Annotated in this window: 14 protein-coding genes; 2 read left to right on the top strand and 12 right to left on the bottom strand. The window is 47.1% G+C overall.

Features of this window, described 5'->3' with window-relative positions:
• Window positions 1–12: 12 nt before the first annotated feature.
• Window positions 13–1,533, bottom strand: coding sequence for an amidohydrolase (locus ACX0G9_RS07585; RefSeq protein WP_459064270.1), 1,521 nt, complete (start codon window positions 1,531–1,533; stop codon window positions 13–15).
• 93 nt (window positions 1,534–1,626) lie between these two features.
• Here ACX0G9_RS07585 and ACX0G9_RS07580 point away from each other — a divergent pair, with 93 nt between their 5' ends.
• The gene (locus ACX0G9_RS07580) at window positions 1,627–3,129 is read left to right on the top strand and encodes a sulfatase family protein (RefSeq protein WP_459064269.1); all 1,503 of its coding nucleotides are present in this window, start codon (window positions 1,627–1,629) and stop codon (window positions 3,127–3,129) included.
• A gap of 1 nt (window position 3,130) precedes the next feature.
• On the opposite strand, the gene argH is transcribed toward ACX0G9_RS07580, so the two are convergent.
• The 9 genes from argH to ACX0G9_RS07535 all read right to left on the bottom strand — a co-directional run bounded on the left by argH (window position 3,131) and on the right by ACX0G9_RS07535 (window position 12,800).
• Window positions 3,131–4,441, bottom strand: coding sequence for an argininosuccinate lyase (gene argH, locus ACX0G9_RS07575; protein ID WP_459064268.1), 1,311 nt, complete (start codon window positions 4,439–4,441; stop codon window positions 3,131–3,133).
• Between the two features lie 120 nt (window positions 4,442–4,561).
• Complete coding sequence (locus tag ACX0G9_RS07570; protein WP_459064267.1) at window positions 4,562–5,665, bottom strand: M20 family metallo-hydrolase; 1,104 nt, start codon at window positions 5,663–5,665, stop codon at window positions 4,562–4,564.
• The gene (gene argB / locus ACX0G9_RS07565) at window positions 5,658–6,443 is read right to left on the bottom strand and encodes an acetylglutamate kinase (RefSeq protein ID WP_459064266.1); all 786 of its coding nucleotides are present in this window, start codon (window positions 6,441–6,443) and stop codon (window positions 5,658–5,660) included. Before argB ends, ACX0G9_RS07570 begins: the two co-directional genes overlap by 8 nt.
• 10 nt (window positions 6,444–6,453) lie before the next feature.
• On the bottom strand, window positions 6,454–7,314 hold the full coding sequence (locus ACX0G9_RS07560; protein WP_459064265.1) for an arginase family protein: 861 nt from the start codon (window positions 7,312–7,314) through the stop codon (window positions 6,454–6,456).
• A 2-nt stretch (window positions 7,315–7,316) separates the two neighbouring features.
• On the bottom strand, window positions 7,317–8,300 hold the full coding sequence (locus ACX0G9_RS07555; RefSeq protein ID WP_459064264.1) for a Rossmann-fold NAD(P)-binding domain-containing protein: 984 nt from the start codon (window positions 8,298–8,300) through the stop codon (window positions 7,317–7,319).
• Between the two features lie 54 nt (window positions 8,301–8,354).
• A complete protein-coding gene (locus ACX0G9_RS07550; protein WP_459064263.1) occupies window positions 8,355–9,518 on the bottom strand; it encodes an aspartate aminotransferase family protein in 1,164 nt (387 codons plus the stop codon).
• A 108-nt stretch (window positions 9,519–9,626) separates the two neighbouring features.
• Window positions 9,627–10,694: an N-acetyl-gamma-glutamyl-phosphate reductase gene (gene argC, locus ACX0G9_RS07545; RefSeq protein WP_459064262.1), complete on the bottom strand. Its 1,068-nt coding sequence runs from the start codon at window positions 10,692–10,694 to the stop codon at window positions 9,627–9,629.
• Between the two features lie 46 nt (window positions 10,695–10,740).
• Complete coding sequence (locus ACX0G9_RS07540) at window positions 10,741–11,988, bottom strand: argininosuccinate synthase (protein WP_459064261.1); 1,248 nt, start codon at window positions 11,986–11,988, stop codon at window positions 10,741–10,743.
• Window positions 11,989–12,044: 56 nt separating this feature from the next.
• On the bottom strand, window positions 12,045–12,800 hold the full coding sequence (locus tag ACX0G9_RS07535; protein WP_459064260.1) for a GNAT family N-acetyltransferase: 756 nt from the start codon (window positions 12,798–12,800) through the stop codon (window positions 12,045–12,047).
• A 600-nt stretch (window positions 12,801–13,400) separates the two neighbouring features.
• Between ACX0G9_RS07535 and ACX0G9_RS07530 the strand changes: the two genes are divergently transcribed.
• Window positions 13,401–13,859 (top strand): MarR family winged helix-turn-helix transcriptional regulator, encoded by a 459-nt coding sequence (locus ACX0G9_RS07530; RefSeq protein WP_459064259.1) that lies wholly within the window; start codon window positions 13,401–13,403, stop codon window positions 13,857–13,859.
• A 308-nt stretch (window positions 13,860–14,167) separates the two neighbouring features.
• Here the strand turns inward: ACX0G9_RS07530 and ACX0G9_RS07525 are convergent, their stop codons facing one another.
• On the bottom strand, window positions 14,168–14,938 hold the full coding sequence (locus ACX0G9_RS07525) for a phosphoglycerol geranylgeranyltransferase (protein WP_459064258.1): 771 nt from the start codon (window positions 14,936–14,938) through the stop codon (window positions 14,168–14,170).
• A gap of 223 nt (window positions 14,939–15,161) precedes the next feature.
• The gene (locus ACX0G9_RS07520) at window positions 15,162–15,947 is read right to left on the bottom strand and encodes a DUF2490 domain-containing protein (protein ID WP_459064257.1); all 786 of its coding nucleotides are present in this window, start codon (window positions 15,945–15,947) and stop codon (window positions 15,162–15,164) included.
• Window positions 15,948–16,139: the final 192 nt, after the last annotated feature.

The raw sequence follows: 16,139 nt of genomic DNA, 5'->3' as shown, positions 1-16,139 counted from the left end.
CTTACCCATACCCTAATCCCGGTAATTCAGGGCTGGTTTCCGGTCTCCGAGGAGGGCCTTATACTGATAATCTCCTTTATCTTTTTTGAATTCTTCTTTTGCCTTTTCAATTAAAGATGGATCGGTATACAGATCGATTGCCGTCAGGGCCATGGTCTTGGCCGCTACCATCATTCCTTTGATCCCAATCTCAGTTCCTCCGCAGGCCGTTGCCTGCCAGCTATGAGCTGGTGTGCCGGGAACCCAGGTTGCTGCGCGTAATCCAACAGTGGGAACGGCATAACTGACATCCCCTACATCGGTGGAACCGCCGCCACCGGCGTCTTCTTCGGCCTTTAACGGTTTGATCGTTGCGGCCGAGTCGATGGCAGGGACCTTATAGGTAAAAGTGGATTGCAGTTTTTTTGCGAATTCGGTTTCTGCAGGACTATACACAACTCCCCCTATCCGCACCAGGTTCCTTTGCATGTCTTCCGCCAATGCCTTGTTCAGCAATAGGTCATGCGTGCCTCCGATGATCTCATAATCTACCCTGGTCTGGGTTCCCAGGGCAGCGCCATTGGCCGCCTGCACTACCCAATCGAAGATGCGGACCACTTCGTCTTTTTTAGGATGCCGGACATAATAATACACTTCGGCAAAATCCGGAACTACATTGGGCGCTTTGCCTCCATTCGTTATGACATAATGGATACGGGTCTCCTGGGGAACATGCTCCCGCATCATATTTACCATATAGTCCATTGATTCTACGCCATCCAGCGCCGATCTCCCTCTGTCCGGGGCTGCGGCTGCATGTGCAGACAAACCATGAAAACGGAATTTTGCCGATTTATTGGCCAGCGCACTGGTAAGCGTAACTGCATTTTCCGCACCGGGATGCCAGTGGATCACGATATCGACGTCGTTAAAAAGACCAGCCCGGACCATATACACTTTTCCGGAACCCCCCTCTTCTGCCGGGCATCCATATACGCGGATAGTACCGCTTAGTTTTTTTTCCTGCATTAGTTTTTTTATCTCGATGCCCGCGGCCGCAAATGCGGTACCGAATAGATGATGACCGCAGCCATGTCCGGCATTTTTGCCTTCGATGGGTGATTTTTCCGGAATTGCCTGCTGGGAAAGACCAGGCAAGGCATCGAATTCAGCCAGGATCCCGATGACAGGGCTCCCGGACCCATATGTCGCTACAAAGGCGGTAGGGATATCCGCTACCCCGGCCTTTACGGAAAACCCATTATCCGTCAGTGTTTTTTGGAGAAGCCCCGAGCTTTTTACTTCTTTATAGCCCACTTCTGCATAGTCCCAGATCTGAAAGGCGATCTTTTTGTACTCCTCATAGCGGGATTGGATATCTGTAATGGCCTTTGATTTGACGCTGGTGTCTGCGGAAGGGGATGGCCCTGTTGACGGAACATGAGGCTGCGCCTGCAGACTGGTAAATGATAAACCGGAAAATAACAGACTGACAAATAAAAGGCCGGGAAGGCCGGTTATGCACCTGCCAATGGTCGGACGGGATAATCTCATAATACAGTAGCTTGTACTGACTAATTTAAGCATTTAGCCTGAGGTAGAAAAAAATTAGGGTAACTTTAATGGACTGACAAAAACATTTTTCAGATGGGATATTCTTCCTTTCGCTTCGGCAAACCGTGGTTTCCTTACCAATATTTGATTGTTTTATTTTTTGCGATATTATTTCTACCGGGCTATCGTTATGCCGGTATTCCGGAGTTCCGGGAACCAGGCACCCCCAATGTGATCATTATTTTAATGGATGACCTGGGATATGGTGACCTGGAATGCTACGGAGGTTTCCCCTATCACACTCCTCATCTGAATCAATTGGCGGACGAGGGCATGAGATTTACGAATTTTTATGTTGCCCAGGCTGTTTGCAGCGCCTCCAGGGCAGCCCTGCTCACGGGGTGTTATCCCAATCGTCTCGGTATTCACGGTGCCTTGATGCCGTGGAGCGGGATTGCCCTGAACCCGGATGAAAAAACCATAGCAGAAGTGTTGAAGGAAAAAGGATATAGAACAGGAATGACCGGCAAGTGGCATCTGGGACAAAAGCAACCTTTTCTTCCATTACAACAGGGTTTTGACGAGTATTTGGGATTGCCGTATTCGAATGATATGTGGCCCGTGGATTATGACGGTAAGCCTGTTACGGATACTACGGACCGAAGATGGAAATTTCCTCCTCTGCCTTTGTATGAAGGCAACCAAATAATTAAGGAGATCAAAACATTGGATGACCAGGCTTCATTGACCACTTTATATACGGAGAGGGCCTGCCGGTTTATTATAGAGAATAAGAACAGGCCTTTTTTCCTATACCTTGCCCATGCAATGCCGCATGTACCCATTGCCGCATCCGGTAAGTTCAAAGGTAAAAGCCCGGCTGGCCTGTTTGGAGATGTGATGGAAGAGATCGATTGGTCGGTAGGAGAGGTCCTTCGCACATTGGCAGATCAGGAACTGACAGAAAATACTATTGTTATATTCATGAGCGATAATGGTCCCTGGCTTACTTTTGGGAACCATGCCGGTAATAGCGGAGGGTTCCGCGAAGGTAAAGGCACTGCATGGGAAGGAGGGCTAAAGGTGCCCTGTATCATGCGATGGCCTGGAAAGATCCCGGCAGGCACGATTTGCAACAATATCGTTTCTGCTGTCGATCTGATGCCGACCATTACCGGAATCTGTAAGGCGAAAGGACCCGGCAAGACAATTGATGGCGTTGATATATTGCCGTTGCTAACCCAACAGCCTGGAGCTAATCCCCGCGACGAGCTGGCCTATTATTACGATACGAACAGTCTGAAAGCGGTAAGGAAGGGAGCATGGAAACTGGTCTTCCCCTGTATTTCCCAGACTTACAAAAAGCCTTCCGCTATCGGCGCCGACGGTTGGCCAGGGAAATATGCGAGTGACAGCATAAAGCTGGCCCTCTATGATCTTCGGACAGATCCGGGTGAAACCCTGGATGTAAAAGAGAAACATCCCGACCAGGTTGCCCTGCTCAGTGCAATTGCGGAGAAATACAGGAGTGAATTAGGCGATGACCTGACGGGCCGCAAAGGCACCGGAGTCAGGCCTGCAGGGAAAGTGGAGTAAATTATGCAAATTTAGCCAGCACCTTTCCCATGGCTTCAACGATCTTATCGTTGGAAAGGTTACCGATACTTCCTTCGTGTGTATGATGCAACTTTTGTTGATGATCGAAAGTAAATGTTCCCTGATCGATGCGGTTACCCACCTGTTTGTAGGCTTCACGGAAAGGGACCCCTTTATTCACCAGCTCGTTAACGGCCTCCACGCTAAAAAGGTATTTGTATTTTTCATCTTCCAGGATAGCATCCTTTATCTCTATATGGGATAACATCAGCCGGGTCATTTGCAGACAGGCTTTTCCTTCTTCAATGGCAGGAAAGAGGATTTCCTTGGTCAATTGGAGATCGCGGTGATAACCGGAAGGCAGGTTATTGATAAGAAGGGTCAGTTCGTTGGGAGTGGCCTGGATCCGGTTACATTTAGCCCTGATCAGTTCGAATACATCCGGGTTTTTCTTATGCGGCATGATACTGCTTCCTGTGGTCAACTCCGGTGGAAAGGAAATAAAACCGAAATTCTGATTGATATACAGACAACAGTCCATGGCCAGTTTGCTCAGGGAGGCGGCGACGGAAGAAAGACCGGTGGCTACGATCTTTTCGGTTTTCCCGCGACTCATTTGGGCATAGACGGAATTGTAATTCAGAGAGCCGAAATGCAGTGCCCTGGTAGTCTGTTCCCTGTTCAGGGGAAAAGAAGATCCGTAGCCCGCGCCACTTCCCAATGGATTTTTGTTGGCTATATGGTAGGCTGCGGCCAATAGTTCGAGGTCATCGACCAGGCTTTCGGCATAAGCGCCGAACCAAAGGCCGAAGGAAGAAGGCATGGCTATCTGCAGATGGGTATAACCTGGCAACAATTTGTCCTTGTATTTTTCGCTGAGGGAGATAAGCAGATCGAATAATTCTTTAACCTCATTTTTCAGATCGAGCACCTGGGCACGCAGGTATAATTTAATATCAACGGCAACCTGGTCGTTGCGGCTGCGACCGCTATGAATCTTTTTACCGGCTTCCCCGATCCTGGTGGTCAACAGCCATTCTACCTGAGAATGTACGTCCTCGATGTCTGCTTCGATGACAAAACTACCCTTGCGGATCTCGTTCAGGATATTATTCAGTTCCAGGTGAATGACGGTCAGATCCTGCTTACTGAGCAGGCCTACCGATTCCAGCATTTCCGTATGAGCGAGGGAACCCAGCACATCATATTCCGCCAAAAGTACATCGAAGGCTTTATCATTTCCTACCGTAAAAGTCTCGATCAGTTTCGAAGTACTGGTGTTTTCTTTACTCCAGAGTTTATTTCCGCTCATAAAAATCCTTGTTATAAATGAAGCTGCAATGACAGCTAAAAGTACGATTCTTTCAAAAAACAAAGTCAAAAAACAAAGTCGAAAAACAAAGTCAAAAAGCAAAGTTGAAAAACATAGCTGTTAAACAATCAGGATGGGTTCCAGCAAGGCAATATACCCTTTGATCCCTTCCCTCACTTCCTCCAGGTAAATAAATTCATCTGCCGTATGACTTCGGGCCGAATCTCCCGGTCCTGTTTTCAAGGTAGGAAAGGGCATTAGGGCCTTGTCGGATGTAGTCGGGCTGCCATAACATTTTTTTCCTGCACGAAGGCCGGACTGAATGACCGGGTGTTCCTGAGGTATGGAAGAGGACCGCATGCGCAGGCTCCTGGGGCTTACTTCACAGGATACATGACTACGGATGATGCCCAGTATCTCTTCAAATGTATACAATTCATTTACCCGCACATCTACTACAAAATGGCAAACGGAAGGAACGACATTATGCGCTTTATTATCGGTATCGATCACCGTCACACTGGTCTTAACCGGACCCAGCAGACCGGATACCTTATCGAACCGGTAGGTCCTGAACCATTCTATATCCGGAAGCGCCTTATAAATTGCGTTGTCACCTTCTTCGCGAGCAGCATGCCCGGCCTTCCCCTGTACGGTACAATCCAATACCAGCAATCCTTTTTCGGCTACAGCCAGTTGCATTTGGGTAGGTTCACCTACAATTCCCCAATCGATCTTTCCTGCTTCTTTGTTCAATTCCGGCAGTAAGAGTTCGATACCATTGTGCCCGGAGATCTCTTCTTCCGCAGTGGCTGCCAGGATCAGATTGTGGGACAACCCCTTTCTGTCATAATAATGAATAAAGGCAGCGATCAGGGATACCAGGGGGCCTCCGGCATCATTGCTGCCAAGCCCGAATAATTTCCCGTCTTTTTCAACAGGGATAAAGGGATCCAGGGTATAGGCTTTGTTAGGCTTTACCGTATCGTGATGGGAATTGAGCAGTAGTGTGGGTTTGGAAGGGTCAAAGAATCTGTTTTTTGCCCAGATGTTATGCTGCACCCGGTGAACCGGGATATCTTTGGATTCCAGGTAACCGGAGATCAGTGCGGCAGTTTTATCTTCTTCTTTGCTGAATGAAGGTATGGCGATCAGTTTTTTTAACAGATCGATAGCCTCCGTCTCCAGGTTATGGTTGATTTCCTTACTCATTGATTTACTCATGGACTATAGTTGTTCCGGATCCGCCGGCTAATAATTGGATCAGTTCTTCCGCCTTTCCGATGATCACCCGGTTTACCCCGCTGTCCAGGGCGGTAAAGGCATTGTCCAGTTTCGGAATCATGCCTGCGAAAATTACATTTTTCTGTTTGAGCTCCTGGTAATCAGCCAGGGTGATTCTGCCAATCACCGAACTGTCATCGTTTGCATCGAGGAGGACCCCGCTTTTCTCGAAGGAATAAATGAGGCTTACTGCAAACTCCCTGCTTAATCCCCTGGCCAGCTCCTGGGCGATGGTATCGGCATTTGTATTTAATAACTGACCCTTGCCATCATGTGTGATAGGGGCGAATACAAGCGTCTTCTCCTGAAGCAGAAGATTCTTAATGAACGCTGTATTGACCGAATCCACATCTCCTACATACCCGTAATCGATAGTAGGATGAACCCGCTTGTGGGCCAGGATGGAATTTCCGTCCGCTCCGCATAGGCCAAGCGCATCACAACCGTCAGCCTGCAATTTCGCAACGATGTTCTTATTGATGGCGCCGGTATAAACCATAGTGACGATCTTCAGCGTTTCGCCATCCGAAATTCTCCGGCCATCGATCAATTGTTGCTGAATGCCCAGTTTTTCGGCCAGCTTGGTAGCGAGTTTGCCTCCGCCATGCACTAATATCTTTTTATCGGGAACCCTGGCAAAATCCGCCAGAAAAGACGTCAGTTTGTCGTCGTCATCGATAATATTCCCCCCGATCTTTATGATAGTTAACTTTTCCAACGAATATATTTTAATAGATCAATTCTTTCAGCAATTTACCGATCGGCCTCAGTTTGTCAGGATCATCTGCAATGGATTCCGTTACCGAACTGCCTGCGATATGAAAATCTTTTTTCAGACCTTCTATAATCCGGCAGCTGTCTGCAACACCGAATCCTGTCTTATTGGGGTATGGAGTATGGGAAAAATCCTTGGCCGAAAGCACATCCAGATCAAAATGAATATAGATATTCCGTTTTTTTTTCCGGGAGATGCTGTCGGTTATCCGCTTCAGATCCGGAGTTTCGATAAGATCGATATTATACTCCCTGATATATTCAACTTCCGCTGCATCCATATCATTAACGCCTATGTATATAAATTGTGAAGGTTGCAGAATGGAGAAAGCCTTTTTCAGGATCTTATCATCTCCTTCTCCTAATAACACTCTCACGGGCATCCCATGGAAATGACCGCTGGGAGAGGTAACCACGGAATTAAGATCGGCGTGGCCATCGAACCAGAGGACGGTCAGCTCTCCGTTATAACAGTCATTGAGATAACTAATCGGGATGACTTCTATTCCGCAATCTCCACCAATGGTGGAGAGCCTTTCCGGGTACTGTCCATCTTCCGTGAACCGTCCATTCCCGGAAAGGCCTTTGTCAGCAGGCAGGCTTGCTAATAGTTGATGGAAGCTGTCGAGCTGTTCGCAAATAGGCAGATAACCCTGTATGCCGTTGAGCGTGTCATCCGGCAGGCCCGATAAGGGTACCTCTGTCAAAGGCATGTCCAACCCGGCTTCCCTGAGGTAGGCCGACAGGACTCTGGCGCCTGTCTCTAATTCCCGGGTCTTTCCGGCTCCTTGCCATTGGGGGTTTAGGAACAACATCCTTATTTGTTTTTCAGTATTTCACTAAGGACGGCCTGCGCTGCCCACACCCGGTTAGAGGCTTCCCGGGTTACAATACTTGAATGGCTGTCCAATACTTCGTCACTTAGCTCCACATTTCTGCGAACCGGAAGACAATGCATGACCTTCGCCTGATTGGTAAGCAACAGTTTCTCATTGGTCAGCATCCATTCCGGATCATTGCAGTAGATCTTGCCGTAATCTTTATAGGTGCTCCAGTTTTTCACGTAGACAAAATCCGCGTCCTTCAGCGCCTCATTCTGGTCGTGTGTGATGGTGGCTCCTTTGGTGAATTTTTCATCCAACTCATAGTCTTCAGGATGGGTGATCACAAAGTCTGCCTTTCCCCAGGCGTTGACCCACTGGGAGAAACTATTCGCTACGCATTGAGGAAGAGCCTTTACATGCGGAGCCCAGGTAAGTACAATCTTTGGGCGGCGTCCTGCGGTCCCTGTGATCACTTCTTTGTTGGATTGTTCCAGCGTTTCCTGTATCGTGATAATATCAGTAAGGCTTTGCAGCGGATGCAGGGTAGCGCTTTCAAGACTCACCACCGGAATGCCCGAATATTTGATGAATTGATTGATGGTCAGTTCACTATAATCATCCTCCTTGTTTTTGAGGGAAGGGAACGTCCGGATGCAGAGGATATCGAAATACTTTCCCATTACAGGAGCTGCATCTTTTACGTGTTCTACGGTATTTCCGCTCATGATGGCCTCTTCCTCGAATTCAAGAGCCCAGCCTTCCTTGTCAACATTAAAGACAATGGCTTCGGCGCCAAGGTTCTGTGCGGCAACCTGGGTGCTGAGACGTGTTCGCATGCTTGGATTCAGGAACAGGAGCCCGATCCTTTTTTGATGGCCCAGATTTTTATCTTTAAAAGGATCCGCTTTATAGGCCAGGGCTTTTTTAACGAGGCTTTCGATATTCGTTACATCATCAACGGAAATGAAATTTTGCATGTCTGACTATTATTTTGAGCCGTTAATACGCATCTTTTTATATAAATGCCCCACCTAGTTCGTGACGGGGTTGGCAGCGCCTGTGATGCTGAGAATTTCTTCTTCTATGGCTTCCAGGAATTGGTCCGCATCCTTTTTACGCAACGCCAGGGACGGCAACAGACGGATCGTATTGGGCTTGGCCTCCCCGGTGAATATATGATGATTGAACAAAAGGTTCTTACGAAGATCCTTCAGTTCTTCAGGAACGTCGAAGCCGATCATCAACCCTTTGCCACGTATATTTTTTAATTGTTTTATTCTCTTTAACTGCTTCATCAGGTGATTGCCTACCTCGACGGCATTGGCCATCAGTTTCTCCTGCCAGATCACTTCTACCACCGAGATCGCCGCAGCGCAGGCAAGATGATTACCTCCGAATGTCGTGCCCAGCATTCCGTGTTTTGCAGGAATATGAGGAGCGATCAGGATGCCGGCAACCGGGAATCCATTACCCATCCCTTTTGCCATCGTATAAATATCGGCATCGACGCCGGCATAATCATGGGAAAAGAATTTGCCGGTCCGGCCATAGCCGCATTGTACACTATCGGCAATAAATAAAGCGCCGTGTTCTTTGCATAGCTGGCTTATCTTCTGTAAGAAAGGTGCGGATGCCTCTTTAATTCCACCCACCCCTTGTATCCCTTCAATGATCACTGAGGATATTTCCTTACCCTGTTTTTTGAAACAATCCTCCAATGCATTTTCATCATTGAAAGGAAGGAAGATCACATTGTCTGTCTGGTTTATTGGTGCAACGATAGCAGGATTATCCGTAACGGCAACTGCCAGGGAGGTACGGCCATGAAAAGATCCGGTGAAGGCGATCACCTTTTTTCTCCCGTTGTGAAAGGAGGCAAGTTTTAAGGCATTTTCATTGGCTTCCGCACCTGAATTGCAAAGGAATAACTGGTAATCCGGTCTGCCGGAAACTGCACCCAGTTTATCGGCGAGTTCCTGTTGCAGCGGAATGTGGACTGAATTGGAATAGAATCCTACTTTATTGAGCTGGTCGGTAACCCGTTGTACATAATGCGGATGAGTATGTCCAATGGATATAACGGCATGACCTCCATAAAGATCCAGGTATTGCTGACCGTCCTGGTCCCATACATAGGAACCCTTGGCTTTCGCAATAGTAATGTCATTGATAGGATAAACGTCAAATAGTTTCATGTGTGAAATGTTTTTAAGTTTTGAATTGTCCTTTTTTCAGGCTCTGCTGTTATCTCTGTTTATCTCTTCTGTTTTCTACTACTCCCTACTGCTAGTTTACCATTTCTTTTAAAAGGCATTCGCCTTCAAATGCAAGCCGGTCGTTTCCTCAAGACCGAATAAAAGATTCATATTCTGAACGGCCTGCCCCGAAGCACCCTTCAGCAAATTGTCGGTAGCCGAATGGACGACGAGTTGCCTGTCTTGAATTTCCAATTGTATCAGGCATTTATTGGTATTGACCACCTGTTTCAGAGAAATAGCTTTGCGGCTGAATATTGTGAAAGGATGACCCTTGTAAAAATCTTCATACAGGGAGGTCAGGTCTTCTTCTTTCCAATCACACGTGAGTTGGGAGCTGACGAAGATGCCCCGGGTAAAATCGCCTCTCCAGGGGATAAAATGAAGGGGAACCCGTTTTTTTGTAAGTGTTGGGGGTTGTAATTGCTCCAGGCTCTGACCTATTTCTTTAAGGTGCTGGTGGGTCAAGGTCTTATACGCCTGGATATTATTCGCCCGCCAGGAGAAGTGGGAGGTGGGCGAAAGGCTTTGCCCTGCTCCCGTGGATCCGGTTATTCCGGTCGTATACACTTCACCCAGCAATCCTGCTTTGGCCAGGGGCAACAATCCCAATTGGATCGTGGTGGCAAAACATCCGGGGTTGGCGATATAGGATGCCTTGCGGATCTGGTCCCGGTTCAATTCGGGCAGACCGTATATGACTTCCTTTCCATTGATCAGCGGTCTTACTCCCTGTTTGTGAAGACGATAATCCTGCGAAAGATCGATTATTTTAACGTTGGCCGGAATCTGGGTCTTTGATGTCTCTGCTTCGATGAATTTGACCGCCTCTCCATGCCCTACACAAAGGAAAAGCACATCGATAGCATAATGCCATTCGGGAGCAAATTTTTGCTCCGTTTCGCCGGCCAGATCCTCATGGACTTCATAGAGGAATTTTCCTGCGTTGCTTCGGCTATGGACAAAAGAAATTTCGACATCCGGGTGATTGATCAGGATCCTGATCATTTCACCTCCGGTATAACCCGCTCCTCCAATTATGCCTGCTTTGATCCCCCCACGCCCCCTAAAGGGGGAGCTTGGTAACCTTCTACTATTTTCGTTAGTTTCACTCATTTCAATTCCTTAAATTCTTTAAGAGTCCTCCCTTTATTCTCCCCCTTTAGGGGGTTGGGGGGTTTACCTTATGATAGATACCCGATTGGTTGCCGAAGATCTTGGCAAATCCTTTCACATCATCACCGCTCCATCCTTTGTTCATTTCTCCATAGCTGCCGAATTTGCTGCTCATAAGATCATGCGGGCTTTCAATGCCTGTTACCGTAAACCGGTAGGGTTGCAGGGTGACAAATACCTTGCCGCTGACGGTCACCTGAGTGTCCTCCAGGAATTTTTCGATATTGCGCATGGTAGGATCCAGCATTTGCCCCTCGTGCAGCCAGTTGCCGTACCAGGTGCTCAATTGATCTTTCCAGTATAATTGCCATTTGGTAAGCGTATGTTTTTCCAGCAGGTGATGGGCTTTAATGATGATGAGGGGCGCGGCTGCCTCAAAACCAACGCGTCCCTTAATACCGATAATGGTATCGCCTACATGGATATCCCTTCCAACGCCATAAGGCTGTGCGATGGCCTGCAGGTGCTGGATCGCTTCCACCGGGTTACCGAATCGTTTACCATCGATAGCGCGAAGTTCCCCTTTTTCAAATTCCAGTTTCAGTTGCCGGATGCCTGTTTCGGTCACAGGAGTAGGCCAGGCTTCTTCGGGAAGATAGTCGGTAGAGGTCAGCGTTTCCTTACCACCGACGGAGGTGCCCCAAAGTCCTTTATTGATGCTGTATTTGGCTTTTTCTACATTCATTTCCACGCCGTTTTCCTTCAGGAAAGCGATCTCTTCTTCCCGGCTAAGCCTCAGGTCACGGATGGGTGTGATGATCTCCACGCCAGGCAGCATACTTTGGAAGACCATGTCAAACCGGACCTGGTCATTACCTGCCCCTGTACTTCCATGAGCGACGTAAACCGCACCGGTTTTTTTCACATATTCTGCCACGGCTATGGCCTGCACCATTCTTTCTGCACTGACGCTCAGGGGATAGGTGGCATTTTTTAATACATTACCATAAATCAGGTATTTGATACAGCTTTCATAATAGGTCTTGGTCACATCCACACATTGAAAAGAGGCGACCCCCAGGCTTTTAGCCCTGGCTTCTATCTGGCCGATCTCTTCCTGGCTGAACCCGCCTGTATTTACTGTCAGGGCATGTATTTCCAGGTTTTTGATCTTTTGAAGATAAATAGCGCAATAGGTAGTGTCCAGTCCGCCACTGTAGGCTAATACAACACCCCCCTTCCCCCTGAAGGGGGAGTTAGGTAATTCACTAGTGTTATTGTTATCTGTATTCATTTCAATTATTAGATTAGGTATCTTTTTATTACTCCCCCTTCAGGGGGATGGGGGGTTTAGAAATTAAAGAAAGAATGAAATAAAGACCTGCTTTTTCCTGCCCCTGCGCCGCCGCCAGTTTTATTCCCGCCATTCCCGTTATCCTTCTTTTCCATTTTTGTGCCGGGCGTTTTCATAAAAGGAGCGAGCAGCTTCCATTGTTTGATCCGCATGAACCGCTCGTAAAGCTTGGAATGTTTTTTAAAATCCTGGTCCGTTTCTTCCGGCTCGTAATGGTCTTTGGGATCATAGAGCATGGCCGTACACATGCAGTTCTTCCTCTCCTTGCTCATGAGGATCTCGTAATTGACGCAGCTTTTGCATCCGGCCCAGAAGGCTTCGTCCTGGGTGAGTTCCGAATAGGTTACGGGCTCATAACCGATCTCTGAATTGATCTTCATGACGGCCAGACCGGTGGTGAGGCCGAAGATCTTTGAATCGGGATAGGTTTTTCTGCTTAAGGCAAAGATCTTTTTCTTGATCAGCCGGGCCAGGCCGCTTTTGCGGAAGGCAGGCGCGACGATCAGTCCCGAATTGGCGACATATTCCCCGTGACTCCATGTCTCGATGTAGCAGAATCCTGCCCAGATCCCGTCCAGGGTAAAGGCGATCACCGCCTTTCCTTCGCGCATTTTTTCCTGGATATATTCCGGGCTTCTTTTGGCAATCCCGGTTCCCCGGGCTTTTGCGGAAGATTCCATTTCGTCACAGATGATCTGCGCAAAACTCTGATGCGTTGCGTCAGCTATAATAATAGAAAACTGTTGTTCCATGATGGTGTGTGCTCTTGGTATATGAACTCGTAAATGATCTAATGATCTCCGTCCCGGGATCCCTGATCCTATATAATCAGTCGTTCAGGGACCTGGCCTTCAGGGACATTGAAGCAGGGCCGCAATGGAAGAGGTCGCTATGGTAAAGTGGTATCAACGTCGTACCCAAAAGGGAACAGGGCGAACAGAAAAAACTGTGCACAGGGGCGCAGCAAAAAACCCACGCTTGTTGAAGGCGTGCAATATCACAAGAAGACGTGATATGGGTGAGTTTTTTTTCATTTCAATGTCAGATGAAATTGATGTAAAATTTTGAATACAATACAAAGAAAGACAATTTTTTAGATGCGGCGGTCATTTGAAAAAAAATATTGTGTAAAATTTATGTGAATTCCTTTCGGCTTAATGTAACAAATAGTTGATAATGAACAAAATAGATCGTTTTTTTAGATAAGGCCTTCCTTTAAACAAAGGAGTTGGAGGAGACCCGGAAAACTGGAAATGCGATTCCGGATTTTTTTCCAGGAAACTGTCAGAGAAATCGTTTTTAATAAGTTGACATACTATATTTGCACTGATAATATAATCAAACGATAAAACATGAAAACTTCTGATAATACCTTCAGCGTTGAGCATGCCGGGGATAGCCCGGGGTTTTTATTATGGCAGGTGACCAATTTATGGCAACGGGAAATAAGAAAGGCCCTGGAGAAATTTGAGCTTACCCATTCCCAGTTTGTCCTGTTGGCCAGCATTTATTGGTTGAACCTGAAGGAGCAATCAGTTACCCAGATATTGCTGTCATCGCATACCCGGATCGATCCGATGACTACCTCCACTGTTCTGAGAACCTTGCAGGGCAGGGGATTGGTACAAAGACAGGAGCATGCTACCGATACCCGGGCCAAGACCGTCGTGTTAACGGATGAGGGTAAAAAAATTACCCAGCAGGCAGTAAAGACCGTGGAAAAATTCGATGCAGCCTTTTTTGCCCCTCTTGGCAAAACCACTCCGGATTTTAATGGAAAGCTCAATGCCTTATTAAAATATGGAATCTGAGCAGGAGATCATATCAACTTTTTGTACCATTTTGGGAAAAATGGGTAGTTATACGATCGCAGCAGGACTTTTTTTCATGTTTTACCCACTTTCGAGTACTTATACTCGGTTTTTGCGTAAAAATACTTGGGCCAGCTCCTAAAAATTCAATATTTTCGCCTTGGTTTTTCATAGGATATTGGATTTTAAAAACGGGGTTGAATTTCTATTCTGACCCCTTTTTTTATTTTAAGCCCTTTCCCCAATCCATCCCCTATCCATAACAGATATGGAGAATAAAGCGTCTGAATAAAGCATCTGATAGACAGTTACAGGGATCCTGATATATCGGTTACAGGTACAGAGTGTACGGCTGCAGCCATTTCTTTGATAAGAGAGGCATCCTTTTCGATAGCATTGCCGACCACAATGACATCTGCGCCTGCTTTGCAATTCCGGTAGGCTTTTTCCGGATCACGTATCCCTCCCCCCACCACGATAGGAACCTCGATATGAGCAGCAACGGAAGCGATCATTTCCTCCCGGATGGGATACCTGGCGCCACTACCGGCATCCATATAGATCAGTTTCATACCAAGCATTTCTCCGGCCATTGCCGTACAAAGAGCTATCTCGTTCTTATCGGCGGGAATAGGTGTGGCATTGCTTATATAAGAGACGGTGGTAGGTGCACCGCCATCGATGACCATATATCCTGTAGACATGATCTCTAATCCACTTTTTCGGACGGCTGGAGCTGAAATAACATGCTGTCCGATAAGCAATTCGGGATTTCGCCCGGAAATCAGGGATAAATATAACAACGCATCGGCATAACGGGAGACCTGTGAGGGGGTTCCGGGAAACAGGATGACAGGGATGGAACAATTCCGGCATATATGCTGAACAACCTCATCCAGGTGATTGGATATGACGAGGCTTCCGCCAACGAGCAAATAATCCACTTTCGCTTCTACGGCCAGAGTGGTTAGCTCGTCAATTTTTTCTGCGTTCACATTGTCCGGATCGATCAGAACGGCGAAGGACTTATGCCCTCCCCTTTTCTTTGCTAACAAGGACTCGTAAATGGATTTCTTCATTCGCTATTGCCGTTGGTAGTAATGTAAAATTGCGAAAATTTTTCGGCTTTAAGGGGGTCATCCTGAAAGAATATAAATTTTGCGTATTTATAAAAGAATGTAAATCCGCAAGATTTCCGCGAATCTACGGAAGATATCCTCAAAAAGATATGCTTTTCGTAAAATCCTGCTCAATCTCTTTAATAAAGATAGAGAATTCAGGTGACCGGAACAAACCGGAAGGTTACAAACGGAGATAGGTGCCTAATTGGAGGATATGATTGACGGAAGAGCTGGTTCCTGCACCATTTACATATTGGTTCATATACCCTATCTCCGTATCGAATTGTTTGCTGAACCGGTAACCGAAGGCAAAGAAGGCCCTGTTCTGATCGAAGATTTTTCCATTGACTGCTGAGGCGTCACCCACATTTACAAACAGTTCATTTTGCAGGGCCGCGAAAAACCCCTGGTTAAAACTACGCTGACTGCCACCTGTCTTTCCTCCTGAACTCTGTGCTGTTGCTCCCTGACCGCCTGTTCCCTGATTTTCTCCTGACTGGCCGCTTACAGGAATGACTCCCCGGACAAAATAGCGCAGACGATTGGCATAGGCATGCCCGTTGCCGGTCAGGGTATTCCCGCTCACATGATGTTTCGGAAGAAAACGTTGCTCCAGCCGCAGCCGGTGTGAAACTGCCGTGGCTCTTGCAGCAGGGGAGAAATGTAAGGGATGGGTATATACCATTTGTTGCCAGGTCCGATGTTCCGGAAGGTAACCTGTGACTTCCCCGGACCTGCGCTGCTGATAAATATAGGCGTATCCTACTGTGGCCGTAAGACGAGGTGTCAGGTAGAAATTGATACCTGGCCGGATCATCAATGCCTGAACCTGTTCCAACTGGCCGGTGGAGCGTAACTGGCCGTCAAAATAAAGACCTGTCTTATCATTGAGTTTATAATTCTGAAAGGTTCCCAGCCAGCCGGCGAATTGCGACTGGGCAGAAGAAGACAAACACAAGGAAAGCATTATTGGTAAAATAACGAAGGTAAACGTAACGGGGCGTGTCGGTTGGTGTTTTAGGATCATTCCCCAAAAAGAAGAAAAAAAAATCAAAAGAAATGATAAAATTTTCAGCGTTGACTTTGGTCATTGTTCTTCGGTCAATGTCCATCTGTTTGTCATCAGGTTGTCACTTATACATTTAACACTTTTTTTTCA

It is taken from the genome of Flavitalea flava (assembly GCF_054461575.1).
The sequence above is the reverse complement of the archived record's forward strand: the minus strand, read 5'-3'. Positions and strand labels throughout refer to the sequence as shown.